At 66.8% G+C, this 25617-nt stretch carries 28 protein-coding genes and 1 tRNA gene; 6 read left to right on the forward strand and 23 right to left on the reverse strand.

Annotated features, from left to right (window positions below; all coding sequences use genetic code 11):
- Positions 1-31 precede the first annotated feature (31 nt).
- The 12 genes from ACPCUW_RS23760 to ACPCUW_RS23815 form a co-directional block, all read right to left on the reverse strand.
- Positions 32-1288 carry a TetR/AcrR family transcriptional regulator gene (locus ACPCUW_RS23760; protein ID WP_423427174.1) on the reverse strand — a complete coding sequence of 419 codons (1257 nt, stop codon included), beginning with the start codon at positions 1286-1288 and terminating at the stop codon, positions 32-34.
- Positions 1289-1320: 32 nt separating this feature from the next.
- Positions 1321-2034 (reverse strand): hypothetical protein, encoded by a 714-nt coding sequence (locus ACPCUW_RS23765; protein ID WP_423427175.1) that lies wholly within the window; start codon positions 2032-2034, stop codon positions 1321-1323.
- A 12-nt stretch (positions 2035-2046) separates the two neighbouring features.
- Complete coding sequence (locus tag ACPCUW_RS23770) at positions 2047-3240, reverse strand: MCE family protein (protein WP_423427177.1); 1194 nt, start codon at positions 3238-3240, stop codon at positions 2047-2049.
- Positions 3237-4415: an MCE family protein gene (locus ACPCUW_RS23775; RefSeq protein WP_423427178.1), complete on the reverse strand. Its 1179-nt coding sequence runs from the start codon at positions 4413-4415 to the stop codon at positions 3237-3239. Before ACPCUW_RS23775 ends, ACPCUW_RS23770 begins: the two co-directional genes overlap by 4 nt.
- On the reverse strand, positions 4412-5515 hold the full coding sequence (locus tag ACPCUW_RS23780; protein WP_064907536.1) for an MCE family protein: 1104 nt from the start codon (positions 5513-5515) through the stop codon (positions 4412-4414). The genes ACPCUW_RS23775 and ACPCUW_RS23780 overlap by 4 nt, the downstream gene beginning before the upstream one ends.
- Complete coding sequence (locus ACPCUW_RS23785; RefSeq protein WP_423427180.1) at positions 5515-6549, reverse strand: MCE family protein; 1035 nt, start codon at positions 6547-6549, stop codon at positions 5515-5517. The genes ACPCUW_RS23780 and ACPCUW_RS23785 overlap by 1 nt, the downstream gene beginning before the upstream one ends.
- The gene (locus ACPCUW_RS23790; protein ID WP_030515598.1) at positions 6546-7568 is read right to left on the reverse strand and encodes an MlaD family protein; all 1023 of its coding nucleotides are present in this window, start codon (positions 7566-7568) and stop codon (positions 6546-6548) included. Before ACPCUW_RS23790 ends, ACPCUW_RS23785 begins: the two co-directional genes overlap by 4 nt.
- Complete coding sequence (locus ACPCUW_RS23795; protein ID WP_423427182.1) at positions 7565-9016, reverse strand: MCE family protein; 1452 nt, start codon at positions 9014-9016, stop codon at positions 7565-7567. Before ACPCUW_RS23795 ends, ACPCUW_RS23790 begins: the two co-directional genes overlap by 4 nt.
- A gap of 9 nt (positions 9017-9025) precedes the next feature.
- Entirely contained in the window at positions 9026-9889 is an 864-nt protein-coding gene (locus ACPCUW_RS23800) for an ABC transporter permease (protein ID WP_030515596.1), read from the reverse strand.
- A 1-nt stretch (position 9890) separates the two neighbouring features.
- On the reverse strand, positions 9891-10781 hold the full coding sequence (locus ACPCUW_RS23805; RefSeq protein ID WP_082857349.1) for an MlaE family ABC transporter permease: 891 nt from the start codon (positions 10779-10781) through the stop codon (positions 9891-9893).
- A 231-nt stretch (positions 10782-11012) separates the two neighbouring features.
- On the reverse strand, positions 11013-11204 hold the full coding sequence (locus ACPCUW_RS23810; RefSeq protein WP_063017565.1) for a hypothetical protein: 192 nt from the start codon (positions 11202-11204) through the stop codon (positions 11013-11015).
- Positions 11205-11206: 2 nt separating this feature from the next.
- Positions 11207-11431 (reverse strand): hypothetical protein, encoded by a 225-nt coding sequence (locus tag ACPCUW_RS23815; RefSeq protein WP_030515593.1) that lies wholly within the window; start codon positions 11429-11431, stop codon positions 11207-11209.
- 470 nt (positions 11432-11901) lie between these two features.
- Between ACPCUW_RS23815 and ACPCUW_RS23820 the strand changes: the two genes are divergently transcribed.
- On the forward strand, positions 11902-12150 hold the full coding sequence (locus ACPCUW_RS23820; RefSeq protein WP_030515592.1) for a hypothetical protein: 249 nt from the start codon (positions 11902-11904) through the stop codon (positions 12148-12150).
- A 35-nt stretch (positions 12151-12185) separates the two neighbouring features.
- On the opposite strand, the gene ACPCUW_RS23825 is transcribed toward ACPCUW_RS23820, so the two are convergent.
- From ACPCUW_RS23825 to ACPCUW_RS23850, 6 genes are read right to left on the reverse strand one after another with little or no spacing between them, the layout of a single operon-like run.
- Positions 12186-12425, reverse strand: a complete 240-nt coding sequence (locus ACPCUW_RS23825; RefSeq protein WP_063017561.1) for a ferredoxin — start codon at positions 12423-12425, stop codon at positions 12186-12188.
- A gap of 3 nt (positions 12426-12428) precedes the next feature.
- Positions 12429-13511 (reverse strand): NADH-ubiquinone oxidoreductase-F iron-sulfur binding region domain-containing protein, encoded by a 1083-nt coding sequence (locus tag ACPCUW_RS23830; RefSeq protein ID WP_423427185.1) that lies wholly within the window; start codon positions 13509-13511, stop codon positions 12429-12431.
- The gene (locus ACPCUW_RS23835; protein WP_218402073.1) at positions 13508-14074 is read right to left on the reverse strand and encodes a ferric reductase-like transmembrane domain-containing protein; all 567 of its coding nucleotides are present in this window, start codon (positions 14072-14074) and stop codon (positions 13508-13510) included. Before ACPCUW_RS23835 ends, ACPCUW_RS23830 begins: the two co-directional genes overlap by 4 nt.
- Positions 14071-15051, reverse strand: coding sequence for an FAD:protein FMN transferase (locus ACPCUW_RS23840; protein ID WP_063017557.1), 981 nt, complete (start codon positions 15049-15051; stop codon positions 14071-14073). The genes ACPCUW_RS23835 and ACPCUW_RS23840 overlap by 4 nt, the downstream gene beginning before the upstream one ends.
- A complete protein-coding gene (locus tag ACPCUW_RS23845) occupies positions 15048-15350 on the reverse strand; it encodes a hypothetical protein (protein ID WP_063017555.1) in 303 nt (100 codons plus the stop codon). The genes ACPCUW_RS23840 and ACPCUW_RS23845 overlap by 4 nt, the downstream gene beginning before the upstream one ends.
- Positions 15351-15402: 52 nt before the next feature.
- On the reverse strand, positions 15403-16626 hold the full coding sequence (locus ACPCUW_RS23850) for an oxygenase MpaB family protein (RefSeq protein ID WP_423427186.1): 1224 nt from the start codon (positions 16624-16626) through the stop codon (positions 15403-15405).
- 135 nt (positions 16627-16761) lie between these two features.
- On the opposite strand from ACPCUW_RS23850, the gene ACPCUW_RS23855 reads away from it, so the two are divergent.
- Entirely contained in the window at positions 16762-17466 is a 705-nt protein-coding gene (locus ACPCUW_RS23855) for a TetR/AcrR family transcriptional regulator (RefSeq protein ID WP_063017551.1), read from the forward strand.
- A gap of 466 nt (positions 17467-17932) precedes the next feature.
- On the opposite strand, the gene ACPCUW_RS23860 is transcribed toward ACPCUW_RS23855, so the two are convergent.
- A tRNA-Ala gene (locus ACPCUW_RS23860) sits at positions 17933-18005 on the reverse strand.
- Positions 18006-18130: 125 nt separating this feature from the next.
- On the opposite strand from ACPCUW_RS23860, the gene ACPCUW_RS23865 reads away from it, so the two are divergent.
- Positions 18131-19564: a DUF222 domain-containing protein gene (locus tag ACPCUW_RS23865; protein ID WP_104363750.1), complete on the forward strand. Its 1434-nt coding sequence runs from the start codon at positions 18131-18133 to the stop codon at positions 19562-19564.
- A gap of 58 nt (positions 19565-19622) precedes the next feature.
- On the forward strand, positions 19623-19856 hold the full coding sequence (locus tag ACPCUW_RS23870; RefSeq protein ID WP_063017548.1) for a hypothetical protein: 234 nt from the start codon (positions 19623-19625) through the stop codon (positions 19854-19856).
- A gap of 88 nt (positions 19857-19944) precedes the next feature.
- Here ACPCUW_RS23870 and ACPCUW_RS23875 read toward each other — a convergent pair whose 3' ends face one another.
- Complete coding sequence (locus ACPCUW_RS23875; protein ID WP_307617971.1) at positions 19945-20682, reverse strand: DsbA family protein; 738 nt, start codon at positions 20680-20682, stop codon at positions 19945-19947.
- Positions 20683-20757: 75 nt separating this feature from the next.
- Positions 20758-21354 carry a TetR/AcrR family transcriptional regulator gene (locus ACPCUW_RS23880; RefSeq protein WP_423427187.1) on the reverse strand — a complete coding sequence of 199 codons (597 nt, stop codon included), beginning with the start codon at positions 21352-21354 and terminating at the stop codon, positions 20758-20760.
- Between the two features lie 94 nt (positions 21355-21448).
- Here ACPCUW_RS23880 and ACPCUW_RS23885 point away from each other — a divergent pair, with 94 nt between their 5' ends.
- Positions 21449-22276: an SDR family oxidoreductase gene (locus ACPCUW_RS23885; protein ID WP_423427188.1), complete on the forward strand. Its 828-nt coding sequence runs from the start codon at positions 21449-21451 to the stop codon at positions 22274-22276.
- Positions 22277-22302: 26 nt separating this feature from the next.
- Complete coding sequence (locus tag ACPCUW_RS23890; protein ID WP_423427189.1) at positions 22303-23382, forward strand: dihydrodipicolinate reductase; 1080 nt, start codon at positions 22303-22305, stop codon at positions 23380-23382.
- 107 nt (positions 23383-23489) lie between these two features.
- On the opposite strand, the gene ACPCUW_RS23895 is transcribed toward ACPCUW_RS23890, so the two are convergent.
- Both ACPCUW_RS23895 and ACPCUW_RS23900 read right to left on the reverse strand, forming a co-directional pair.
- A complete protein-coding gene (locus tag ACPCUW_RS23895) occupies positions 23490-24191 on the reverse strand; it encodes a hypothetical protein (protein WP_104363749.1) in 702 nt (233 codons plus the stop codon).
- Positions 24192-24359: 168 nt separating this feature from the next.
- Positions 24360-25541, reverse strand: coding sequence for an alpha/beta hydrolase family protein (locus ACPCUW_RS23900; RefSeq protein WP_423427191.1), 1182 nt, complete (start codon positions 25539-25541; stop codon positions 24360-24362).
- Between the last annotated feature and the right edge of the window lie 76 nt (positions 25542-25617).

Below are 25617 nucleotides of genomic sequence, written 5' to 3' on the forward strand. Positions count from 1 at the left end.
GTCATCTAAGTTGTCACAGATTCAAGAACCGCTACGCCTGTCGCGCAAGCCGTCCGAACAACGTCATCTCCATCAATCCGATCACCTGGGCTCGAGGGCAGATCTGCTGGTCGTTGCCGAACAGCCGCCCCAGACCGACGACGAGGCCGAATCCGGCATGGACCAGGATGCGGGCCTGCGCCCGCGCCAGCTCGGGCCGCGCATCGACCAGCAGTTCCACCCATTCGGCGACCACCAGCCGCTGGATATTGCGCAGCACCGTGCGCTCGTAGGCGCCGACATTGCCGAATTCGGCGTAGTAGACGAACGTCAGCTCGCGCTCGGCGAACGATCCCTCGACATAGAGGTCGATCAACCTCGCCAGCGCCTCCTCGGAGGTCTGTGACGCCTCCACCGCGGGTGCGATCGCGGCGGCCATCCGGTCGGCCACCCGCCGGAATGCCGCCGCCAGCAAGGCATCCTTACTGCGGTAGTACCGGTACACCGCCGAGGCCGCCGACAGTTCGGCCGCCGCCGCGATCTCCTCCACGCTCACATTCGGATAGCCGCGTTCGTGGAACAGCTCGACCGCCTTGTCGAGCAGCACCCGATGTTTGAACGATTGCGGAATCTCGTTCGCTCGTACAGGTTCCGGCGCGTCGGCGGCCACCGGCAGGTCGGCGCGGATCAACGACCACGCGGCCTCGCCCAGCAGCACCGCGAGCGATTTCGCCGGCAGATGCGCGTGGTGGTCGCCGATACTGCTCACCACACTGAAGATCGCGACGGCACGCACCAGGCCCGCGCGGCGGGACAACTCCGGGCGCAGTTCGCCGATCAGCGCCCGCAGCGCGGAGATCGCCGTCTCGAACCGTTCGTCGAAGGTCCGGCGATCGTCGCGATCGAGGTAGCGCGCCTCCCACCGGGCCAGCGCGGCCGTGGGGCGATTGGCGATGGTATCGGCCACGATGGCATCGATGACGAGTCCGAGTCGCGTTTCGGCGCTGTGGCTCTGCGCCTCCGCGGGCAGCGTCACCGCGGTCACCGCGGCTGCGGACAAGCGCAGCAGCTCCTCGCGGAACAGCGCGTACTTGCTCGGATAGTGCCGATACAGCGCGGCCGAGGAAATCCCCAGCCGGGCGGCGATGTCCTCCATGCTCACGCCGTGATAACCCAGCGATCCGAAGGCCGCCGCCGAGGCGGAGGCGATCTGCGCCCGGCGATTCTTGGGCCGGCGGCGGATCACACGCTCGGGATTGTGCGTGGCCGGCGCCGTCGCCTTCGCACGCCCGTCCTGTGCGCGACTCACATTGTCCGCCAATTCGTTTCGCCGGGGAGCCGCTACGACTGCGGCGGTAGCGGAGTCAGCGGCGTACTGATCTTGTCGACCAGCCAGCGGTCGCCCTGCTTCTGCAGTCGCATGACCGTCGACAACTGGCCCGGTTCCGGTTTGCCCTGGGTGCCCAGGCTGGTGATGGTCTGGCCGATCACCACGATCGCCTCCGCGGAATCCTTGTCCCCGGAACGGATGGCGCACTGCACATCCGTCGACTTGGCGACGACCTCACCCTTGGCCAGGACGTCGCTGAGGTCCTTGCTGTTGGACTCGAATTGCCTCTTCCATTCACCGGAGGCGCCGGCCAGCACATCGCGGACGTACTGGTCGAGGTGCTTGGAATCGTAGGTCGAGACCACCGGGCCGTAGGCACAGGCGGCCTGGCGAGCCTGCGCCTGCGCCTCCAGCACCTCCTCGTGATCCTTGTTCTGCAGGTAGAAGTAGATACTGCTGCCGATCGCGGCGCCCAGGACCAGAGCCGCCGCCGCCCGCAGGCCGATCCGCACACCGCGTCCCCCGGCGGCCGGACGCAGTCGCGCCAGCGGCGAAATCTCGGCTGCGGCCGTCGTTTCGGTGAGGCTCGACTCGGTGGTATCGGATGTCCCCGCCGCATCCGATCCGGCCGTATCGGACTCCGGGGCCGCCGCGGTCTCCGGTTCGTCGACGGTGTCGATCGTGGGTTCGCGCTCCTCGGCGCCTCCGCTTTCCTTGTCGCTCATCGCGTTCGCTTCCTAGTTGTCGGGTATGGGGCCGGGCGGGACGGGCCGCGACAGTTCGTTGCCGGTGACGCCCGGCGGCGGCCCGGACCCGTTGTCGGGGATGTTCGGCCGCGGCGCGTTGGCCGAACCACGCACCTGCAGTGCGGGATCGGCGGTGAGGCAGTAGTTGTACAACCGCACCCGGGTGTCGGTCATGACCTTGGCCGGGGACACCGGAATCGTGTCGTAGTCGCAGGTGGGACGCGGCCAGAAGTCGGCGAGCGTGTGATAGGCGCCGTCGTGGGCGGGCACCCCGAGCGCTTGAATACCTTGGCGCAGTGCGGGAAACAGTGCCTCGATCGCCGGCTGCCGCAGCTTCGCCGCCTTGGTGATGGCGACGAAATTGGTGACCAGATCGGTCAGCGGATCCTGATTCTTCGCCACCACGTCGCCGAGTGTCGCCAGCTCGCCGGGCCCCTGGTCGAGGAATTTCCGGATCTCGTTGTCGGCGGCGGTGGCCTGCTGGAACAGCGCGCTGCCCGCCGCGGTCAGCGTGCTCAGATCGGGCTGCGCGTGCGAGGTGGTCTCCGCGATCACCTGCAGGTTCTCGAGCAGCTGCTGGGTCTGCGGCAGCAGATCGGACAGCCCCGCCATCGCACGACTGATCCCGGAGATCATGTTGCGCAATCGATCCGGGCCGCCGCCCAGCGCCTTGTCCAGCTCGTCGACGACCACGGTGAGCCGGTCCGGATTCATCCCGCCGATGAATCCGCTGAGATCGGTGAGCAGATTCTGCACCGGAATCGGCACGCTGGTGCGTGCGCGCTCCACGACGGCGCCGTCGGACAGATACGGCCCGGTGTCGGCGTCGGGCCGGAAGTCCAGATACTGCTCACCCGCCGCGGACAAGCGGCCGACGTGCACCGCGCCCCCGACGGGAATCTTCGCGCTGTCCTCGATTTCGGCGATCGCGTCGATTCCGTCGCCGGAAACCCGCACATCGGCGACCTTGCCGACCCGGGTGCCGCGGAAGGTCACGTCGTTGCCCGGAAGAATGCCACCCGAGGTGGCGAGTTGCACGGTGACGGTGAAGGTGTGCGGAAAAGGATTGAACCGCAGCACATATCGGGCCAGATATCCGGAGCCGATCACCAGCACCACGATCAGGCTGAGGTTGGCCAGGGCGATGCGCCGGCGCACCACCCAATTCCACAGCGGCGTATTCATCGCTCACCACCCTGCTGAGAAGGTTCGGCCGGCGTGCTGGGCGCTTCCGGCGGCGCCGCACCCGGCACCGGTTGCGGCGGACTGATGACCCGGCCGAACACTTTCTCGAATACCTGCGCCAAACTGCCGGCGAACGCCGGAACGTCACCGATTTCGGGCCACCGGCTGCCGTGCGGATCGCTGAGCGCACCGATGCTCAGATACGAAACCACCGGCATGACGGCCAATCCCGAACCCCGCAGGCTGGCCATCAGCGGCGGATAGATGTCGTTGAGCCCGTCGAGCGCCTCGGTGAGATTGCCGCCCATTTCCGTGAAGCCCGACATCAACTTCTGAATGCTGTCGAACAAGCTCAGGAACTGCGGGCTGGTGGTGTCGGTGAAATCGCCCAGCGCCGCCATGGTGGTCGATACCTTGGTGGTGAGATCCACGATGCGCTGATTGTTCTCGTTCACCAGTCCGAGCAGTTGCGGGAAGGTATCGGCGGCCGCGCCGAGTTCCTTTTTGCGCCGGGCCAATTCCCCGGACAGCGTATTCAGCCCCTGCAGGGTGGCGTCGATATCGCCGGTGCGCTGGTTGAGCGCGGCGATCACGCTGGTCATCTCGCTCAGCAGATGCGCCAATTGCGGTCCCCGCCCGGCGAACATCGAATTCATCTGCGTGGTGATCTGTGCGGCCTGGTTGATACCGCCGCCGTTGACCAGCATGGCCACCGACATCATCAACTGCTCGACGGAGGCCGCGGTGCCGGTGTGGTCGGTGCCGATGGTGTCTCCGTCGCGCAGCGGCGGGCCCGCCTCCTGCGCGGCCGGCAGGGTCATGGCCACCGACATGTCGCCCAGCGGCGTGGCCTGACGCAATTCCACCGTGGTCCCGCGCGGCAGCACGATGTCGGAGCGGATCTGCATCCGCACGTCGGCGATGAAATTCGTGGTCTCGATACCGGTGACGGTGCCGATATCGGTGCCGCCGATCCGCACGTGGGCGTGATCGGGCAGATTCAGCACATCGGTGAACGCGGCATGAACGGTATAGCCCGGACCGTCGATACCCGGCTTGGGCATCGGCACATTCTCGAGGGTCGGGCCGCATCCGCTGATACCGAGTGTGGTGGCGGTCGCGACGGCGGTGATAACGATGCCGCGGCGAGATGTTCTGCGCTGTGATCGTGTCATTTTCCGCTGATCCCCAGAAGTGCTGCGGTGAGTCCGAAATCGGGCCCCATATCGGCGATCCTCCCGGTCCGGCAGCCGTCGAGGCGCATCATCACCCGCTCACAGAAGGTCGAGAGCGCTTCACCGTCGAGCACCGATTTATCGAGCAGGCCGTGCAGGCGCAGCGCCTGATGTTCGTAACTGGTGGCGTTGGCGAGGTTTTCGAACATCAGCGGCGCGACATCCACGATTTCGGTGAGATTGCGGGCATTGGCACGCATCTGATCGCTGATCGCGACGAACCGGCTCAGTGCTCCGGCGAGCTGATCCTTGTTCTGCCCCACCACCGTGGCGGTATTGGCGACGAAATCGTTGAGCTGGGTGAGCACCGCCTGCAAGCCGGGCGCCTGATCGCCCATCAACTTCAGCAGTTCGGTGAGCCGGCCGCTGAAATCCCGCACGGTCTGATCGTTCTGGGCGATGACCTGAGTGATGTCGTTGAGTTTGACGATCGTGTTGGAGATCTGGTCCTTGTTGGCGAAGGTCGTCTCGAACGCACCCGAGAGCGCGTCCAGCGTCGCGCGCAGTTTGTCGCCGTTGCCGTCGAGCAACGGGAACAACACCCGGCTGGCCATCGGCCCGGTGTCGCTGTCACCCTTCAGAGACGCACCCAGCTGGTCGAAGGTCTGCATGATGCGGTCGAGTTCCACCGGTGTCCTGGTGCGCGGCAAGGGAATATGCGCGCCGTCGGCCATGGTGGGCCCGGTTCCGTCGTAGGCCGGCGCCAGTTCGACGTGGCGGTTGGTGATCAGCTGCGGATTCACCAGTGCGGCCATGGCGTCGGCGGGCAGCTTCACGCTCTTGTCGACCTTCATGACCACCTGCACGTAGGTGCCCTTGGCCTCCACCGATTCGACCGTGCCGACCGGCACACCCAGCACATCGACCTCGTTGCCGGCGTAGAGCCCTGCCACATTGTCGAAGTCGGCGCTGATGCGCATGTTGTCGCCGAGCGCCTCGTCGGCGGCGGTGCCGAGCGAACCCGGCAGCAGCGAACAGCCCGAGCCGGCGGAGGCGACCAGGCACACCGCGGCCAGTTGGGCCAGCGCGCGCAGTTTCATCACTTACACCCCTGAACGACCTGTGCGAAACAGATCCAGTTGTCGGGGAACAGCCCCCACGGCACATACACATCGCCGTACGGTCCGTTGCCCAATACGTTGTTGAACTGCCGCAAGGTCACCGGCATGATCTCGTAGAGCCGGTCGAGGTTGGCCTTGTTCTTCTCCAGCCCCTCGGACATGGTGTTCAGATCCCGGATCATCGGGCCGAACTGGTTGTTGTTCTCCAGCCCCATGTCCTGCAACAACTTCGACAGTGAGGCGACATTGTCGAGCAGGCTCTTCAGCAGCTGCTGGCGCTTCTGCACCGCCTGGCCGATGGCCTCGCCGCGGGTCAGCAGCATCAGCACGCTGTTCTGATTGTCGGCGACCAGCTGTGAGACCTGATCCATCCCCTTCAGCAGGGTGTCGACCTCGTCGCGGCGGTCGTTGATCACCTTGGCCAGCGAGCCGATGCTGTCGAGCGCCTGCACCGCCAGCTGCGGCGAATCGCCCATCTGCTGATTCATGGTGTCGAGGGCCTGGCGCAACTTCTGCGGGTCGATCCGCTCGATCCGTTCGAACGATGCCTTGTACTGCGGGTCCTGGATCACCTTGCTCAGGTTGTAGGGCACGCTGGTGTGGTCGAGCTCGATCCGGTTGTCCGGCAGTCCTTTTCCATTGCCGGGAACGAGATCGACATGCAACCGCCCCAGGATGGTCGACATCTTGATCGCCGCGCGCGCGTCCGGGCCCAGTCGCAGATCGCGGCGCACCTTCAGGTCCGCGACCACCTTGGCGCCGTCGAGCCGCACCGCCCGCACCGCGCCCACCTCGATCCCCGAGACGTCGACGGTCGCTCCGGCGCGCAGCCCCGCGGCCTGTGCGAATTCGGCGTGAATCGTCTTGTCCCCCAACCGCGCCTGGGTCAGCGCGCTGGAGCCGAGCAGCAGGATCAGCACGGTCGCCGAGGCGATCAGGCCGAGCCGCAGATACCGGTTGCGCAGGAAACCGAACACTCTCGGCAACCTCGGTCGCGAGAACCTCGCCATCATCGGCACACCTCCGAATGCGCGTTGCCACCGATCTGGGAGAACAGGCCCGGCGGCAGCAGCACGCCCCACAGCGAGACGTCGAGACCGCAGAAGTAGGCGTTGCCGTAGGCGCCGTAGCTGGAGAACTGGGCCACCCGGTTCAGCACGTTCGGCAGTTGCACCGCCGCCCGGTCCAGCGCCGCGCCGTTGAGCAGCAGCAGCGCCACGCCGGTGGTGGCCTTGTTCTGTGCGGCCGCGATACCGGGTTTGACCTGGGCGACCAACCCGACCAGCGCATCGGTCGAGGTGGCGACCTGGTCGACCGACGACTTCAACGCCTCACCCTGGGCGTAGAGCCCGTCCATCAGCGAACGGGTCTGGGTGATCAGGGTTTCCAGCTCGTTGCTGCGATGCGCTAGGCCCGCCATCACACTGCTGAGGTTGGAGACCACATCGCCGAGGATCTTGTCGCGCTGGCCGAAGGTTCCGGCCAGCTGCGCGGCCTGGGTGATCAAGGTGCTCAGCGAGACCTGGTTGCCTTGCAGCGCCTGAATCAGCGTCTCGGACAGCGAATTCACCTGATCCGGCTGCAGCACCGAGAACAGGGGTTCGAAGCCGGACAGCAAGGCCGACACATCGAACGACGGCTCGGTGTGCTCGAGCGGAATGCGCCCGCCCGCCGGCAACTGCCGGCCCGCGTCCTTACCCGGCGCCAGCGCGACGTAGCGCTGACCGATCAGATTCTGGTACCGCACCATGGCCTTGGTCGTGGTGGTCAGATGTTGATTGCTCCGGATGCTGAACTCCACCCCGGCCTTGTAGTCGCCGACGAAGTCGATCTTGTCCACCCGGCCGACCCGCACTCCGGCCATCCGCACGTCGTCCCCGACGCGCAGTCCGAGCACATCGGAGAAGACGGCCGAATATCGAGTGGTCGAGCCCGGCACCGTGCGTTGCAGCGTGCCGTAGATGGTGGAGGTCAGCGCGATCGCGATCACCGCGAAGATTCCGAAACCGATCAGTGCCTTCGTCGATTTCATTGCGTCACATCGCCTTCCGGCATCTCGCCGACGGTCAGATAGCCACCGGCGAGCACCGGCCCCAGCAGCAGGAGCTGCGCCAGATTCGGCGGACCCCCCACCACCGCGGCGACCGCGGCGGGTCCACGCAGCGCGGCGGGACGGGTGGCCGCCGGATCAGCGGGCGTGGCCTGGTAGGCGGCCGGTGCGGTGACGCCGGGGATCAGCGGCAGACTCGGCAGACCGGGCAGCGCCGGAACTCCGGGCAGAACCGGCAGACCGGGGATCAGCGGCTGCTGCGCGGGCGCGGTCGGCACCACGGCCGCCGGCGTCGGCCGAGGCCCGGCCGCGTCGAGCCAGCGGGGTAGTTGCTGCGGTGGATAGTTCTGGGGCGGCGCCACATTCGGCACCGTCGCCCCACCGCAGCGCGGGCCGTACTCGTCACCATAGTGCGGGCAGTCCTGCGCGGTGTACTGCTGGAACGGTGTGAGCGAGGCGTCCATCGCCCACACCATCTGGTGTTTGGGGCCCCAGTGGAACGTGGTCTTCAAACGCTGCAACGCCGTATTGAGGTTGGCGGCGGTGAACGGAATGGCCTCGGGATCCTTGGCCAGACCGCCGAACAGATCGTCCAGACCGGCGACGAGGAATTTTCCCGAATCCGGATTGCGCGCGAACAGGTGGTTGACCGAATCGACGGCGCCGCCCGCATTCGTCAGCAGCGCAACGAGATTCGAGCGCCGCTCGGTGAGGGTGCGAGCCGTCGTCACCGAATCCGACAGCACTCCCACCAATTCCGGTGCCGACTGGCTCAGCGCGGTGGCAGCCCGGCCCAGATCACCCAGCAGGTCGCCGATATCGGGAATGTCGTGCACCTGGGTGAGCCAGGTATCGAGCCGCTCCACGGTCGAACCCGGCACCCGCGCCGAGGGTTCCAGCGCCGCGGACAGCGTCGCCAGCACCCGGCCGAGCTTCTCCGGCTGGATATTGCTCAGCACATTGCGCAGCACGTTGAGCGTGGTCTGCAATTGGATGGTCGCGGTGCCGGTGTCCTGGGAAATGGTCGAGCCGGAATGCAGTTTCGCGGTGTCGGGCCCGTTGTCGACCAATTCGATCGCGGTCACGCCGAACAGGTTGTTGGGGATGACACGGGCGGTGACGTTGGCCGGAATCGCATCGGCGACATGCGGTTTCAACGCGATATCGGCGCGCTGCCGCTCCCCTTTCGCCACCACCTCCACCGAATCGACGGTGCCGACGACCATGCCGCGGAATTTCACGTCGGCATGTTTGGGCAGGCCGTCTCCGGTACTGGTCAGCACGGCGTGGACGGGCACCTTCTCGGTGAAGCGACCGGTGTAGCGCAACGCCAGCAGATACAGCAGCGCGGCCACCACGAGCAGCATCGCGATACCGGCCAGCGTGAGCTGGCGAGCGGTCGCACCGCGGCCACTGGGATCGAGAATCACGAACGACACCTATCCTGAGATCCGGAATCCGGGGTCGATGCCCCAAATCGCCAGGGTGAGAAAGAGATTCGCGAAAACCATCACGACGATCACCATCTTGATCGCCCGCCCGGCCGCGACCCCGACGCCCTCCGGGCCGCCGCTGGCGACATAGCCGTAGTAGCACTGGATGAAGGTCGCGAGCAGCGTGAAGATCACGACCTTCAGCAGCGAATAGAAGACGTCCGGCCCGATCAGGAACTGGAAGAAGTAGTGGTCGTAGGTCCCCGCGGTAGTGCCGCCGAGGAACAGCACCGTCAGTTTAGTGGTCAGGTAGGCGGCGGCCAGACCCACGCTGTAGAGCGGCACGATCGTCACCGTCGCGGCAATCATCCGGGTGCTGACCAGGTACGGCAGCGGCCGGATCGCGCACGATTCCAGCGCGTCGATCTCCTCGGAGATGCGCATCGAGCCCAGCTGCGCGGTGAACCGGCAACCGGATTGGATCGCGAAGGCCAGGGTCGCCAGGATGGGCGCCAACTCCCGGGTGGTCGCGAATCCGGCGATGGCGCCGGTCAACGGACTCATGGTCAGGAGGTTCAACGCCGTGAAGGACTCCATTCCGACGATGATGCCGCCGAACGAGCACAGGATGAACACCACGCCGATGGTGCCGCCACCCACGATCAGCGACCCGTTACCCCAGCTCACATCCGCGGTCAGCCGGGCAAGTTCCTTCCGATAGTGCTTGACCACGAACGGAATCGCGGCCACCGCCTGGAAGAAGGTGATGGTCTGATGCCCGAGACGCTGGTTCGCGTGCACCGGTGCGAGCGCGGCGTTTCCGACGGCCCGCAGCGGCCGGGCTACGGGCGGGGTGTAGGAGCTGGCCATCTCACGCGACCTTCGTCGGGAGCAAGGTATTCGACAGCTGAGTCAGAATGATGTTGGTGGCGAACAACATCAACGCGGAGCTGACCACCGCGGAGTTCACCGAATTCGCGACTCCGGCCGGGCCGCCGCTGGTGTGCAGGCCCACATCGCAGGCGATGATCGCCGTCAGCGCGCCGAAGATCGCGGCCTTGGTCAAGGCGATCAACAGGTCGCTGGCCACCGCGAACGACGCGAACGATCCGATGAAGGATCCGGGGGTACCGGACTGCGCGTACACATTGAACATGTACGCCGTCGCGAATCCGACGAAAACAATGAAGCCGCACAGCAATACGCTCACCAGCACCGCCGCGGCCAGGCGGGGGGCGACCAGCCGACGCACCGGATCGACACCCATCACCCGCATGGCGTCGATCTCCTCGCGGATCGTCCGGGAGCCGAGATCGGCGCAGATCGCCGAACCCACCGCACCGGCGATCATCAGCGCGGAGACCAGCGGCGCGCCCTGCCGGATGATTCCCAGTGCGGCAACGGAACCGATGAACGTCGTCGCGCCGACCTGGTTCACCAGGGCACCGACTTCGATGGACACCACGACGGCGATGGGAATGGCCACGAACACGGTCGGCGCGGCCGAGACGTTGGCCATGAAGGCGCACTGTTTGATGAATTCCTGGTACGGAAACCGGCGCTTGATCATCGCGACGAAGAGCTGAACGAATGCCTCCCGCCCCAGCGCGACCTGCCGGCCGAGGGTCTCCAGCGAGCGTTGCGGATGCCGGCGCCAGAGGCCGCCGGCCGCATCGACAAGTCGCTGCAGCTCACCCTCGTCGGCGGTCCGCCAGGGCGGAACCGGCGGGTCCGGCCGATCGGAGGCTCGGGTCGACGTCACAGCGGTCGTTCCTTTCTCACGCTCACCGCTTGTCGCAGACAGCGGCAACCAGGCCGCCGGGCGTTGAGCGTGTGAAGTGTTACACACCATTTCGGTGCGACACAAGATAGTAAGTTATCGACTGTTCTCGAATCGGATAATCCGACAGGATGCGACAAAAGTACGGTCCAGACCCTGGAACCGACGCGGCAAGTTACGGAATATTCCGCGCTTGTGCAGCCGTCACCCGGATCATCCCGGGAGGTTCTCCAAGTAGTGCTGCAGCAGCACGAGCAACGCCCCCAGGAGTGCGATCCCGGCGCCCACGGCACACAGCACCGCGACCCACAGGCCGAATCGGAGAACGGGATTGACCTTGATTCGCCCACCGAGGATCTTGACTCCGATCACCACGATGTCGATGAGCCACACCAGCGCCATCATGACTAGGTCATGCAGACGTTCGAGAAGGTGAGCACGGGCCAGCACACGATTGATCCCAGGAACGAGATGATCACGTCGATGCCGTGCATCTGCTTCAGGTGCGAGGTGTGCGTCAGGGTCCAGATGACCCCGATGATGCCGTACGGCACGGCGAGGATGATGAGTGTCCCGAGGAATTCGGACACCTTCATCTCGTAGCTCAGAAGCCGATCGAGTCGCTTCAGCATTGCGACACAGGTCCTTTCACCCATCGGCCGGACATCCGGTGCCCGCACCTCCCGCACACACCGGATGCGGGCACCCTTGCCCGTCGGCCGCGGCGCCCGGTCATCTGCGGGGCCGCGAGAGCGTATGTTACTCCAAATTCACAGTTTTGGAAGCCGTAGCTCCGGACCTTTCAGACGACGGATATTCGGTGCTCATACGGACTATGGTTTGCTCTTGGACTTGTCACAAAGCACGCAGAAGTTATGATAAATTCATGCCAAATGCAGCGCTCACGACTTAGCATGGAACGGTGTCGTCGACCGTGGAACGGTCCCCATGCGGCGTGACCAGGACGGACTCGGCACGACCGTTGCATGAGCCCGGCGGTACCGCAGGGGGATCACCGGTCTCGGCAGCGGATCCACCGGGACACGGCCGGCTCGATTGTCGGTCACCGGCACCGCCGCGTCCGCCGAATCGAAGGATCACCGTGCACAGCGAAATCCCCCAGCCGAGCGGCGTATCCGGACGGCGCAGCATCGCCGCTGTCCGATCGCGCGAGATTCTCAACTACTTCGGCAAATGCCAAGCCTGCGGCTACCCGGCGCAGGCCGTCCTGCGGACCACGCTCTACAGCGACGGCACCATCACCGACGCGGTCATCGCGACCTGCGCCTCGCCGTGCGGGTGGTCCGGCACGGCAGCGCCCACGGTGATGACGGTGCGCACCGAACTATGACGTCGAACGCTCTGAGCGCCAATGTATTTCGCTCGTCAGCATGCCGGCGGTGCCACCCACCGCAGGGCCGCGGCCGGGCAGAGTTTGATCGCCTCGGTGGCGAGCGCGGGGTCCGGTTCGGCGGCGCCGAGCACGGGGTAGCCCCAGTCGTCCAGGACGATCTGCTCCGGCAGGATGTGGGCGCAGATACCGTGGCCGGTGCACGCGATCCGATCGATCGCCAGCGCGCCGGAGGTGGGCCGTGCGATGCCGAGGGCCCGAGCTGTGAGGGACACGATTCATCCTTGTCGTGCGGTCGGAAAACGTTTGCTACCAATACTTTCGACGAGTAACGAGCTACCGAAGACGTCCAAGGCGGAGGCCAGGAACCGGGCCACTCCGTCGGGAAAGCGGCACGCACCTCGCCCCGGAACACGGGGGAGCCTACGGAGGAGCCGCTCGGCGGTGTCGGCCGGAGCTCGCCGGTCCAGCAGGTCGATCAGATCGTCACGCAGGGCGGGCAATCCGAACATGCACGGGCCGCACTGGCCGGCCGATTCACCCGCCGCATAGGTCAGCGCGGACAGCACCATCTGCCATGGATCGCTGCCCGCGGCGACGACACGAAATACGCCGACGCCGGTTCCGATTCCGAACGGCGCCAGCGCATTTCGCGACCACAGCGTATGACGCGCCTCGGCGGGCAGGAACCCACCGCTCAAACCGTTCACCCACAGGGCCTGCGGGCCGACGGTGAGACCGCCCGCCCGATCGAAAATTTCGGACAGGGGCAGGCCCGCCTCCGCGCCGTGCACACCCGGATTGCGGACGCCGTCGGCAACTGTCACCAGCCGCGGGCCGGGCTCGTCGGGCGTTCCGTAGGAGCGGAACCAGCCCGGACCGTACTCGGCGATCTGCTGAATCCGCCATACGGTTTCGACGTTGAGCACCAAGGTCGGCGCCAGCCGCCGCCCCCGCGGGTCCCGGCCGCCGACGGTGATGGGTTCGAACCGCATCACCGGTCGCGCCGGACCACCGTGCGCCAGCCGGACCAGCGCCGACTCCTCCGACGACACGTATCGCCGTGGTACCGCGAGCGTGTCCACGCCGGCCGCGTCCAGGAGGGCGAGCGTCTCGGAGCCGCGATGCGCGGCCACCCGCACCCGCTGCGCCGTTATTCGCCGGGCGCCGTCGAGCACTTCGGGGAGATGGTGCGCGACGACCCATGCGTCCTTGGACGAATCCATCTCTCCGTCACAGGCATTGACGATCAACTCGGCCCGGTGGCGGGCCGCGAGTTCGAGTTTGGCGGCGGTGGGAAAGTTCGCGCCGCCGCGGCCGCGCAACCCCGCGGCCCTCAGCAGGTCCGCCGGCCCGGTCATGTCCACTCCTGAGAAGCGATGTCGGAGCGGCGATGCCGCTGTGCGTCGGGAACGGCCCACCGCCAGACGGCACCGACCGCCAGCGCCGCACCGCAGCCCACGGTGACGGCGAGCAGCGCCGGATCCGCGGCCGAGGACATCGTCACTCCGTGTACCACCGCCAGCGGCGCCATCGCGTACGCGAGCAGGTGCACCGCACGCCACATCCGAGTCGGCAACCGGTGGCGCAGCAGCGATGTCGCGACGACCGCCAGGACGATGTCCACGGCGAGGGTTCCCAGCGCGACCCACTGCCGCTCGTAACCGGCCGTGAACGGCACCACCGTCGACAGCCATCCGAGATCGACATACGTATCGACCGCCGCGGTGCCGATATGCGCGGCCAGGAAGACGATCAGGCCCAGGGCGAGCGTGCGATGCAGTCCCATCGCCACGGCCGATACGGCGAGCCGGGGCCGCACCCGCGCGGCCGTGAACATCCCGAGCAACGCCACGACAGTCAGCAGTACGAGAGTGACCACGCCGGCGGCGCGCGAGACGTACCACAGCCACGGACTGGTCATGACACGTGCCGCTTCCGCGCCGCGGTCGGGGCGGGCCAGCCCGGAGTCGTCACCACCTCGTGGTCGACCGTCATCAGGCTGGCGGGCACGCCGCGATCGGTCAGCCAGCGCGGCGCCTGATCGTCGAGAACGATCGCGGCCGTCGACGCCGCATTGGCCTGCACCGCATCGGGTCCCGCGCAGGTGACCTGCGCCCACCGCGTCCGGGCGGAGCGTCCGGTGCGCGGATCGATGATGTGATGGCGGCGTACGCCGCCGCGCATCCACGTGCGCAGCCGCGTCGACGACGTCGCGAACGCCTGCCCGGTCGAGGTGACGACCTGCACCACGACGTCGTTCCAATCCTTCACCCCGATGGACCACCCGTACTGCGGGACGGCGCCCGCGACGGCGATGTCACCGCCCAGATTCACCAGATATCCACCCGGTCCGGTCGCGGCCAGCTCGGCGGCGATCGTGTCCGCCGCCCACGCCTTCGCACTCGCGCCCAGATCCAGTGCGGTTCCCGCGGGCAACGTCACCTCCCACCGCTGCTCGTCGAAGATCATGTGCCGCAACGGAACCGAGCTCGGATCACATGCGGCCGGGCCCACGTCACCGCGGGCGCGCACCACATCCAGATCGTCGTCGTAGCCACAGGCGATCAGCGCGGCCCCCAGGGAGGCCGAGACCAACCCCGAGGTCAGGCGCTGGGTACGCATCGCCGCCCGCAGGCACGACCCGAGGGTCGGGCCGACCGGGATGCGCAGCTGCTCCGACCGGCCCCGGCGAGCCGCGTCGGCGCTGCGCGAGTTGATCACGGCGAGTTCGGAATCCGCGCGAAAGCGCGAGGCGGCACGATCGAGTTCGTCCAGTCGCGCGCGGACCAGGCCGACCGCGCGCGCCAGCTCCCGGGTATCGGTGCAAACCACCACGACCGATGTTCCGATCGCCGGAAACGTCTCCGAGGCCGCCACCGCGCCTCGCCCGGTGCTCATGACCCGGCGGTGTGCTCGTGCGGATCGCTGTCGGAATGCTGCACCGGCGGCGTGGGCGTCCACTCCCCCGGCCGGCCGCTTTCCGGTTGCGGCGCAGGAGAAGTCGGCGCCGAGACCGGATCGGCCGTCCGCACGTCCACGGGCACCCGTTCCACGGTTCCCGCGGGTTTCGCCGCATGGCCGATGGTGCCGCCCTGCACCGCCAGTTCCACGGCGAGTCCACCGACGGCGACCGTCGCGGCGACGAATATTCCGGTTGCGCCGCGCCGGATACGCGAGAGATTCGGATTCGTTGTCATCTCTGTTCCACCTTCGCCTCCGGTATCGCTTGTCGCCCGCGAAGTCGGCGAATCACCTGTTGGTCTGCGGGATCTCGATGCTGAGCGGCATCCGCAGTTCGGCCATGTACCACAGCACGAACTGCCGCAGGAATTCGTCGAACAGCCAGGTCGCGTCCGCGGTCGGCGGGATCACGCCCATCACGCCCTCGCGCACGGCGACGAACGGGCCCCAACTGAACTTCAGCAGCGGATCCCACACCGGTTCCCGCGCGATCCGCAGATCGTCGGCGATCTTGTCGCCCAGGATGAATCGGGTGAACGCGCCCAGAATCGGCTTGCTGAGCAGCGTCAGATCGAGGTCGAAGCCCAGGTCCATGAGGTTGTGCGCGAGCTCGATCCCCTCCGGCGTCGCTTCGATGATCGGGTCCAGTTGCTGCTTGGCCTGAGCATCGGCCTGCTCCCACGTCGCGGGAATGTATTCGTCGCGAATGCCGAGGAAGTGGCCGGCGAGCTGCCAGGTATGCAGATAGCCCTCCGATTCGACCTGCGGAATTTGCAGATTCCAGGCCCGGAAGGTCCGCATGATGGTCGTGGCGAGGCTGTGCCAGGTGACCATCTTGTCGTCCTGGCTGATCGGGATATGTTCGGTCGGCCAATGCGGCGACTGCGGCAGCAGATGCCGGACCGCGGCATGAATGATACGAGTCTTGACGCAGGTCACGATCATTTCGCCGCCCGGCTGGTAGGCGTTGACCGTGCCGATGTCGTAGCCGAATTTCGCGGTCTTGGCGATGCGGTCCTTCAGATGCGAGCCGCCCCGCGAGTAGTACACCGCGCGCGCCTCGTGCGGAATGACGTTCGCCATCATGCCGCTGGCGAAGGCGTAGAGCACGCCCAGATAGGTTCCCCGCTTCTTGTTGAATTCGAAGCCGGCCGCCATCTTGGCCTCGTCCGCCCACGACGGCAGCTGCCGCGCGTGCTCCATGAAGTCGCGCATATTCTTCGGCAAGCCGTCGGGGATGGGCTGCTCGTTGCGCACCCAGGTGCGGAGCAGATTGTTGATCCGCGGGATGTCCTCGTGGTCCATGACGTCGGCGATCACCGGATCGGCCTCCGGGTCCCACATCGTCAGCGGGTCCGCCCCGCCGCCGCTGCCGACCACGGAACCGCTCGGCGACCACGTCCACGGATCCGCGCGCGCCGTTCGCGCGCCGAGTGCGAGCGCCCCCGCCGCACCGAGTAATCCACCGCCTGCTCGCAGGGCGTCGCGCCTGCTGAGACCCAGTCCGTCCATGCTATTGTCCCTCTTCATTGAGAAGCAGATACAGAGATACAAACTCTGTATCTGAGTATCTTGATGAGACCACACCGTGGCCGCGATCACAAGAAGTTGTCAGGATTTTCGAAACGAAGCGCGTGAGAGGACACCGTGAAGTTGGGATCACCGCCCTCGAAGGGTTCAGGAAACGGCACGTCACCACTCGAACGCGCCTATACGGATGCGGTCGACCAGGTCGACGAGGGCGACGACATCCGCGCGCGCATCCTCGACGCGGCGGTCGAACAGTTCGGTGCCCTCGGCGTTCGCCGCTCGACGATGGATGACGTGGCCCGGCGGGCGAACGTTTCCCGCATCACCGTCTACCGTCGTTTCGCGACGAAGGACGCCCTGGTCGAGCAGGTGATCGTGCGCGAGTATCGGCGCTGGTTCGACCGGTTCCTGGTCGACATCCGGCACGCGCGCACCGCCGCCGACCGGGTCGTCCTCGGTTTCGTCAGTTCATTGCGGGCGATCCGCGAGAACCCGATCATCGGTGGCCTGCTCGCCGCCGAACCCGACATGCTGCTCGGATCCATGATCGGCGATCAGGGCCACACCGTCGCCATGGTGCGCCGGTTCGTGGCCGACCAGCTCCGCCGCGAGCAGCGCGCCGGCCACGTGGCGCGGGAGGTCGACGTCGATCTGGTGGCGGAGTTGATGGTCCGGATCTCCGCCTCCTATCTCGCGCTTCCCAGCCAGGTCATCGATCTCGACGACGACGAGCAGGTGGCGGCCCTGGCCCGGCACTTTCTCGTGCCGATGCTCGAGCCGCCGCGCGACTCCGGCGCGGATGCGCCCGCTACTGGGCGCTGATCCCCGCGGACCCGAGATCGAGCTGATTGAGCAGATTCTGAATCAGGACATAGGGGTTCATCGTCGAAGCCTCCGTCTCCACGGTGAGCGGGCGGCTGCCGCGAGCAGTGCGGGCCCAACGGTCGGGCCCACCTCTTGGCAGCTCAGAATATTGATTAACATACATAACTAAGTGCAGGGCTGTCTACAGTTTCGACGAAGAATGGCGAGCAACTTAGTGGCGGCACAGAAGCCATGGGCCGGGAGTCGAGAACCGGTCCGGCACAGCAGGTGAGCGACCGCCATCGCGCGCCCCGGAGCCGGCCGAGCAACCAATGCGCGACCGCGCAATCGGGGGCGACGTCAACGGCACATAGAGAGAGGGGCATCGCAGGGCGAGAACGGAACCGGCCGATGCCCCGGAGGATTCAGCACCCGGAAACGACTGTGGGCCAGGATGGAAATTCCATCCTGGCCCACAGATGAGTGGAGCTAAGGGGACTCGAACCCCTGACCCCCACACTGCCAGTGTGGTGCGCTACCAGCTGCGCCATAGCCCCAGGTTTTCGCACCTCGGGGGTGTTCCCCGCGTGCTTGAAAGAAGTTACACCACCTGGACTCGGCGTACCAAATCGCCTGCGTACAGGGGTGGTGGAACACACGTTCGAACGATAGACTCGAACACATGTTCGATGGCAGAGAGCTTCAGGCGATGAGCGACGAGGGGCTGGTCGATGCGCTGCGACGGGCACATGGGGCGGCGGCATTCGCACAGGCGGCGGAGGTGCGGGCGGTGCGCGAGTTGTATCGGCGGCATCGCGCCGGCAACGCCGCGCCCGGACCGGGCGGGGTGCGGGCGGGAGAGTTCGCCGCCGCGGAGGTCTCGACGGCGGTACAGATATCCGAGCAGGTCGCGGCCGCACTGATCGATATCGGGCTGGCGCTGGACACCTTGCCGCATACCCGGGAGGCGTTCGGATCGGGCCGCATCGATCTGTCGCGGGTGCAGGTGATCGTCGACAACGTCCGCGGACTGTCCAGCGATCTACTCGCCGATGTGGAAGTTCCGCTGGTCGAGGCCGCGGCACGAACCACACCGGCCCGGCTGCGGCAGACCGCACGTCGCTGGTTGAGCCGGGTGGACGGCCCCGGCGAGCAGCGCCGGCGGGAACAGCGCGAGGACTGCCGCGATATCCGCCTGACCGCGGTCCAGGACGGCGCGGCGGTCGTGGCGGGGCTGCTGCCCGCGGACGGGGCCCAAACGGTCGCGATGCGACTGCGGGACATGGCATACGAGGTCTGCTCCGAGGACCCGCGCACCATGCCGCAACGCCGCGCGGACGCACTCGTCGCCCTCGCCGAGGGCGCGGAGCGACTCGATTGCGCCTGCGGACGGGGAAAGCGCTGCACCGCAACAGGTTCTGAATCATCCGCATCGAATGTCCCACGCAGGTCCGGGCGAGCCCGGACTCGCCGCCCGCTGATCCAGGTCGGTGTCAGCGCCGAAGCCCTGAGCGGGGAGAGCGAGGAGCCCGCCTATCTGGCGGGCTACGGGCCGATCGACGCGGAACTTGCTCGGCGGATCGCCGAACGGGGTGAATCGGTCACCATCGCCGAATCCGCCCTCCGAATCGACGGACTGTGCGCGTTCCCGGGCTGCGTAATGCCCGCGGTGGCAACCGATATGCCCGTGCCGGAGGGGAGCACGGGCACTACCGATGTGGATCGGTCCGGCGATACCGTCCACGGCTCGAGACATCGGCGTGGCGCCCCCGGACGGTTCACGTTGTGTCCCCATCATTCCCGCTTGGCGCTGCTCACCGTGCAGCACAAGACTCGCTGGGAGGTGCGGCGGCTCGATGCGGACCGGCTGCGGTGGACGAGCCCGACCGGGGATGTGCACACCACGGTCGACGAGATAGGCCGTTATCTGTTTCCGCACCGGGATTCCGAAACGCCCGTCGTCGGTTCCGGCCCGGTCACCACATCCGTCGCAGCAGCGCCTGTTTCGACACTCGACCCGGGCTACCCGATCGGAGAACACGCTCTGGTGCATCGACGACTCGCGGAGGGCACTCCGGAGGACTGTCTCCTGTCCGGTGAAAGCTACCGCCGCTGAACAATTTTCGTTCCACTACTACTGCCCACCCCAGTGATCGGAGGACACCGCGAACACCATGACTTGCCAGGATCGTCCACCCGCGCCGACCGTTATCGACGCCGGTGTGGAACGGGAACGGATCGCCGCGCTCGAGAAGTTGCGGCTCCGGCTGGAATCCGAACTCGACCGGACGGCCGCGGGCGCCGGATATGCCGCCATGGCGGGACAATTGCGTGACACCGTGAACGCGATCGCGGACGCCCGCAATCGCATCTACGAGGTGCTGCTCGGCGACGACGAAATCTGTTGAACGCCGGCTCTACGACTCCGGCCCGGGCGGTTGGGGATACCGTCCGGGCCGGGACCTCGACCAGCGCGACATCGCCGCGCGACTGCGATCAGCTCACGAGCTTGGTGACCCAATCCGAATTTTCCACATCGACATTCTTACCGCCGTCGAGCACGGTGGGTGTCTGCACCTGACCGACCGCATCCTTTAACGCCGCCAGCGACGACTGGGCGTGGTTGCGCGCGGAATCCACCCGGTCGCCCTTGGCGATACAGGACTGCACCTCCGCTGACGCACCGGAATCCTTGGCGATCGCGGCCAATTCATCGTTGGTCAGATTGCCGCCGTCCTCACTGGGCTGCTTCGTGGTGAACAGCGCCATGTGGAACTTCGAAAACACCGGTCCGTCACCGGCATCGGCCACACATTCGCTCGCGGCCACCGCGCGGGTCGAATAGTCCTTACTGCTGGACTTGGGATCCAGGAAGTTCACGAACCGATAGCGCACCGCGAGCTTTCCCTGGTCGATCGCTTTGGCGATCTGCTGTCCGTAGTAATGCTCGAGCGCCCCGCAGGACGGGCACATCGGATCCTCGAACATATCGATGGTCTTCGCGGCCGAGGTCTTACCGAGCACTATCGCGCCGTCGGAATCCAGTAGTGCCTGGACCGCCGGATCGTGCGCGGCGCCGTAACCGTCCTCCTGCACCGTCAGACCATGGTCGCTGTTCCAGCGCACGACGAGCACCACGATCACCGCGACCACGACCAGAGCCACCGCACCCAGTGCGTAGGTGGTGCGGTTCGACATCGGTCGCGGGGTGTATTTCGAATCCGAGGAATTCACGGCGTCCACTCTGCCAAAACCGGTCCATCGCCGGAATCCGGCCGTCAGATTTCCCGGCAACCGGATTTCACCCGCCTACGCCCACGGTTCCTCCGCCTCGCTCGCTGGCACGCCGACCAGCCCGTAGAGGACCAATTCCTCGAGCGACCGGGCGAAACCCTCCGTATCGTCGATATCCCGGATACACATGGCGAACAAGGCGGCACCGGCGATCATGTCCAGCACCGTGTCGGAGTCGATTCCGCCACGCACGGCCCCGGAATCGAGATACCGCGCGAGTTCGCGCCGGGTCGGCGTATCCAGTCGTGCCGAAAGTTTCTGGTACAGACCGGAATCCGCTCGCATCTCGGTCATCAACCCGGGCATCGCCTCGCGCGCGGGCCGGGCCCCGAAGAGATGAATCGTGCCCCGGATAACCGTGCGGATCTCCTCGATCAGATCGCTCGCCTCGTCCTCGCCGCCCACATCCGGAAAGACCGCTCGCGCGATCAGATGCGCCTTCGACGGCCAGCGCCGGTAGATGGCGGGCCGGCTCACCCCGGCCCGGGTGGCGATCGCATCGATCGAGACGGCGGCATAGCCGCGTTCCACCAGCAGCTCGCGTGCGGCCTCGAGGACCGCTCGATCCACCTCCGGATCGCGATGCGGACCGAGTCGATGGCGAGCGTTCACGACACAACCGTCCTTGTCAGCGCGAGCGTCAGTCGTTACAGTCTGTCACATCTGAGTCGTTACATTCTGTAACTGCTGAATCCGAGGAGAAGTCGTGTCCACTACCGACCAGCCGATCGCCACCGCGGATATCTACCGGCCACTCCCCCTGCTCGAGGGCAAGGTCGTCGTGCTGTCGGGTGTCGGCCCGGGCCTGGGCCGCGCGCTGGGCGCCGAGGCCGCCCGGATGGGCGCGGATCTGGTGCTGGTCAGCCGCACCGAACGCCGGCTGGAGAAGATGGCCGAGGTGGTGCGGTCCCACGGCCGCAAGGCACTGGTGGTGCCCACCGACATCACCGACGAGGAGCAGCGGCGGGCGCTGGTGGACCGCGCCCTCGCCGAATTCGGCCGGGTGGACTGCCTGATCAACAACGCCTTCGCGATCCCGCCGATGGAACCGATCACCGGCATCGAACTGGACGCCTTGCGGACCGCGAACGAAACCAATGTCTTTGCGCCACTGCGGCTTTCGACGCTGTTCGCCGATGCGCTGGCCGCGACAAGCGGCTCGATCATCATGCTCAATTCCTGTGTGAGCTTCGATTCCGAGCCGATCTACGCCGGCTACAAGCTGTCGAAAGGCACACTCGCTCATTTGGCCTCGTCGCTGGCGACCGAATTGGGCCCGCGCGGTATCCGGGTCAACAGTGTCGCGCCCTCCTACATCTACGAGGACGTGAACAAGGCCTACTTCGACTGGCTCGCCGCCCAGGACGGCGTCACCCACGAGGAGATCTACCGGCGCAAGGCCGAGCCGACCGACCTCAAACGCCTCGCCTCCCCCGAAGAGGTGGCCCGCGCCGCCCTGTTCCTGGCCACCGACCTCGCCTCCGCCGTGACGGGCCAGATTCTCACCGTCGACTGCGGCGAATACCACAACTGAAATACTCACGGCTGCAAGGAGTTCCGGTGACCGACGCGAAGAAGCGAATCGTCCTCTGGGGTACCGGTGTGGTGGGCTCCATAGTGCTCGCCGAGATCATCCGCCATCCGCTCTTCGAACTCGTAGGCGTCGGCGTCAGCAACGCGGACAAGGTCGGGCGCGACGCCGGACTGCTGTGCGGGGGTGGTGAAACCGGCATCCGGGCCACGGATTCGGTGGAGGAGCTGATCGCGCTGCGCCCGGATGCGTTGGTGCATTACGGGCCGACCGCCCAGTTCGCCGACGAGAACATCCGGGTCATCGGATCGTTCCTGCGGGCGGGAATCGACGTGTGCTCCACCGCGATGACACCGTGGGTGTGGCCGGATATGGCGCAGACCCCCGCCGCCTGGCGCGATCCGATCACCGAGGCCTGCGCGGCGGGCGGCGCGTCCTGCTTCACCACCGGTATCGATCCCGGCTTCGCCAACGACCTGTTCCCGATGACTCTGCTGGGCCTGTGTGGCGAGGTGGAGTCGGTACGCGCCTCGGAGTTACTCGACTACACCGCCTACGAAGGCGATTACGAGGTCGAGATGGGCATCGGGCGGCCGCCGGAATTCCAGGCCATGCTGGAGATTCCCGATCTGCTGATCATGGCGTGGGGCGCCACCGTGCCGATGATCGCGACCGCCGTGGGCATCGAACTCGACGCCGTCACCACCACGTGGGAGAAATGGGTGACGCCGGTGGATCGCCCGTCCGCGAAGGGCGTCGTCGCGGCGGGCAACGTCGCCGCCATCCGGTTCACCATCAACGGCGTCTACCACGGCCGCGAGGTCATCACCCTCGAACACGTCAACCGCATCGGCACCGACGCGGCTCCCGACTGGCCCGCCGGCACGAAGGACGATGTGTATCGGGTCGATATCGTCGGCTCGCCGTCCATTTCTCAGGAGACGTCCTTCCGGTTCACCGACGGATCCGGGCGCACGCCCGCCGTGGCGGGATGTCTCGCCACCGGAATGCGTGCCCTGAATGCCGTCCCCGCGGTCAACGCCCTGCCACCCGGCTGGGTGACGCCGCTCGACCTGCCTCTCGTTCCGGGAGTCGGCACCATCCGCTGACCTGCCGAAAGACGCTCTCCCTCAGCATCTTTCACAGCACAGCACCGAACTCGCACCGGATGCCGCGTGGCCGCCGGCGCGAGTTCGGCGCCGATACAACACAATTCTCACTTCGCCGGCTGGCCCTTCGGGACGAAGGGCTCGTTGACGGTGGTGAAGTACTGGACGACCGAGGCGACGGCCACCGGGGCCGCGACCAGCAAGGCGCCGGCGAAGGCACCGACTCCCGCCCCCACGGCGATACCGGCCAAGCAGCCCGCCAGGGGGCCCGCGCCGAACAACGCCGCCAGAATCCCGGTGACGACGGCCCCGACCAGCGCTCCGCCCACACATCCGGCGATACCACCGATCGCGGTGCCGACCGCAGCGCCACCGGCCGCGGCGGTCGTAATCTGCAGTGCCGCACGGGAAAACGCCGCCTGCTCCCGCTCGTAGCGGGTGCGCCACGGCGCCTCGTCCTCGAAGGGCAGCGCGACCGGGGTCAGAGTGGCGGTGTGGTCACGAATCGACGCCTCCACCGGATAGTCGACGTCGTCGACGCGAATCGTCAGCGGGATTCCGGCCAGCACCACACCGGAGGCGGATCTGATCCGGAAGATCCCGTCCGAGACGTCCATCGAGCCGGAATCGGTGGTGATCTCCGCTGCGCCACCGGTATTCACGGCCCGGTAGTGCACAGCGTCGTCGGGCACCGTACCGCTCGGCGCCGCGGCATCCGACGGGACAGGACCGGCCGTGGCGTATGCGGACGAAGCGGTGACGGTCGCGATGGCGAGCGTGGTGGCGGCTATCCAGCGTTGAGCCCTCATCGGTTCTCCTCTCGAAACTCACCGTGGCACCGCGGAATTGCCGAACGAGGCCGACGGTGATGCGCAAACAACATGCATATGGAACATGTCACAGTGCATGGAGTCGCGGTCTCGGGCTCTCATTCAGCGGGACCCGGTCGATGCGAGCTATCTGCGGCACAGCGAGATTCAGCGCCCGCAGGTGGTGGGCGTCGGCTCGCCCGCCATCACCCGCGCCACGAAATCCTGGGCGTCGGCCAGAGACGCGGACACACTGCCGCGATGATCCTGGCCGGCGTAGACCCGGTAATCGACGTGCACTCCCCTGCCGCACAAGCTTTTCACCAGCGCGTCGGTCCCCGGTTGCGCGACCGCGGCATCGGCCGTGCCCTGCGCGATCAATGTCGGGACGGTCGGCGTCACGCGGCTGGGGTCCTGCGCGTCCAGATAGCGGGTCAGCGGTCCGACGTCCGCGTTCGGCGCGAAGACCTGGGCCGGCGGCACCGGTGGCACCGCGCGGATCTGGGCGAGGCATCCGGTCCGCGCGGCCGTGAGCAGCGGCGCGGCCTGTGGCGTCACCAATGCGTCCGGATCGATGGCCGGTTCGGCGGCATGGGCCCCCAGCAGAATCACCGGCAGGAAAGCCTCGGCGGCTTCGGCGCCGGGGCGATTCGATCGCAGGTAGTCGACGGTGCCGCTGAGCCCCACCCCGCCGGGCGCGATCGACACCGCACCCTTCAGCTCCAACTCGGGCGCCCGCTCGGCCCCGGCCTGCGCGGTGAACAAGGCCGCCTGTCCGCCCTGGCTGTGCCCGGCGACCACCCAGCGTTTCCCGATCGAGGGATCCAGCGCCCGGGCCGCGCGCACGATGTCGACGACCGTATCGGCCTCGCTCGTGCCGTTGATGTACGGATGCCCGCCGGGTGTACCGAGCCCCTCGTAGTCGGTCTGGACTACCGCGTAGCCCTTGGCGATCCAGGTGTCGAGGACCCGGTTCACCGGCCCCAGGTAATCGTGGTCCGGGCCGTCCGCGGTGTCGGCGGAAGGGGCACAGGTGTCGGCGTAACCGGTGGTGCCGTGCGCCCAGCTGAGCACCGGCCAGCCGTCCTTCGGCGGCGCTCCCGCGGGCACCGCGATGGTGCCCGACACCACGATCGGCTGCCCGTGCGCATCGTCGGAGACATAGGTGATCAGGCGAGTGCTCGCCGCGCCGGACAGAGCGGCGCCATTCGTCAGTGGCCGCGCGGTCAGCAACTGCCCCGCGCGCAGGGCGGCAGGGGCGGCCGGATCGGTATCGGACGCCCCGGAGCAGGCGGCGGCCAGCAATCCCACTGCCAGGGCACCGACGCCGATTCGAGCCGATTTACGCATGCGACGAGCCGGCACAATGATCTCCGATCTGTGGATCCCGTAGGTCGGCCACAGGATAGGGCGGTCGCGGCGAGCG

Source organism: Nocardia sp. AB354, from assembly GCF_049538315.1.
GTDB classification, from domain to species: Bacteria; Actinomycetota; Actinomycetes; order Mycobacteriales; family Mycobacteriaceae; genus Nocardia; species Nocardia nova.

Excerpts from the sequence above, each read along its gene's own strand:
- ACPCUW_RS23765 (WP_423427175.1), bottom strand. The coding sequence starts at position 2,034 with ATGAGCGACAAGGAAAGCGGAGGCGCCGAGGAGCGCGAACCCACGATC.
- ACPCUW_RS23770 (WP_423427177.1), bottom strand. The coding sequence starts at position 3,240 with ATGAATACGCCGCTGTGGAATTGGGTGGTGCGCCGGCGCATCGCCCTG.
- ACPCUW_RS23775 (WP_423427178.1), bottom strand. The coding sequence starts at position 4,415 with ATGACACGATCACAGCGCAGAACATCTCGCCGCGGCATCGTTATCACC.
- ACPCUW_RS23780 (WP_064907536.1), bottom strand. The coding sequence starts at position 5,515 with ATGAAACTGCGCGCGCTGGCCCAACTGGCCGCGGTGTGCCTGGTCGCC.
- ACPCUW_RS23785 (WP_423427180.1), bottom strand. The coding sequence starts at position 6,549 with ATGATGGCGAGGTTCTCGCGACCGAGGTTGCCGAGAGTGTTCGGTTTC.
- ACPCUW_RS23790 (WP_030515598.1), bottom strand. The coding sequence starts at position 7,568 with ATGAAATCGACGAAGGCACTGATCGGTTTCGGAATCTTCGCGGTGATC.
- ACPCUW_RS23800 (WP_030515596.1), bottom strand. The coding sequence starts at position 9,889 with ATGGCCAGCTCCTACACCCCGCCCGTAGCCCGGCCGCTGCGGGCCGTC.
- ACPCUW_RS23810 (WP_063017565.1), bottom strand. The coding sequence starts at position 11,204 with ATGATGGCGCTGGTGTGGCTCATCGACATCGTGGTGATCGGAGTCAAG.
- ACPCUW_RS23815 (WP_030515593.1), bottom strand. The coding sequence starts at position 11,431 with ATGCTGAAGCGACTCGATCGGCTTCTGAGCTACGAGATGAAGGTGTCC.
- ACPCUW_RS23830 (WP_423427185.1), bottom strand. The coding sequence starts at position 13,511 with ATGACCGGGCCGGCGGACCTGCTGAGGGCCGCGGGGTTGCGCGGCCGC.
- ACPCUW_RS23835 (WP_218402073.1), bottom strand. The coding sequence starts at position 14,074 with ATGACCAGTCCGTGGCTGTGGTACGTCTCGCGCGCCGCCGGCGTGGTC.
- ACPCUW_RS23840 (WP_063017557.1), bottom strand. The coding sequence starts at position 15,051 with ATGAGCACCGGGCGAGGCGCGGTGGCGGCCTCGGAGACGTTTCCGGCG.
- ACPCUW_RS23845 (WP_063017555.1), bottom strand. The coding sequence starts at position 15,350 with ATGACAACGAATCCGAATCTCTCGCGTATCCGGCGCGGCGCAACCGGA.
- ACPCUW_RS23850 (WP_423427186.1), bottom strand. The coding sequence starts at position 16,626 with ATGGACGGACTGGGTCTCAGCAGGCGCGACGCCCTGCGAGCAGGCGGT.
- ACPCUW_RS23865 (WP_104363750.1), top strand. The coding sequence starts at position 18,131 with ATGTTCGATGGCAGAGAGCTTCAGGCGATGAGCGACGAGGGGCTGGTC.
- ACPCUW_RS23870 (WP_063017548.1), top strand. The coding sequence starts at position 19,623 with ATGACTTGCCAGGATCGTCCACCCGCGCCGACCGTTATCGACGCCGGT.
- ACPCUW_RS23895 (WP_104363749.1), bottom strand. The coding sequence starts at position 24,191 with ATGAGGGCTCAACGCTGGATAGCCGCCACCACGCTCGCCATCGCGACC.
- ACPCUW_RS23900 (WP_423427191.1), bottom strand. The coding sequence starts at position 25,541 with ATGCGTAAATCGGCTCGAATCGGCGTCGGTGCCCTGGCAGTGGGATTG.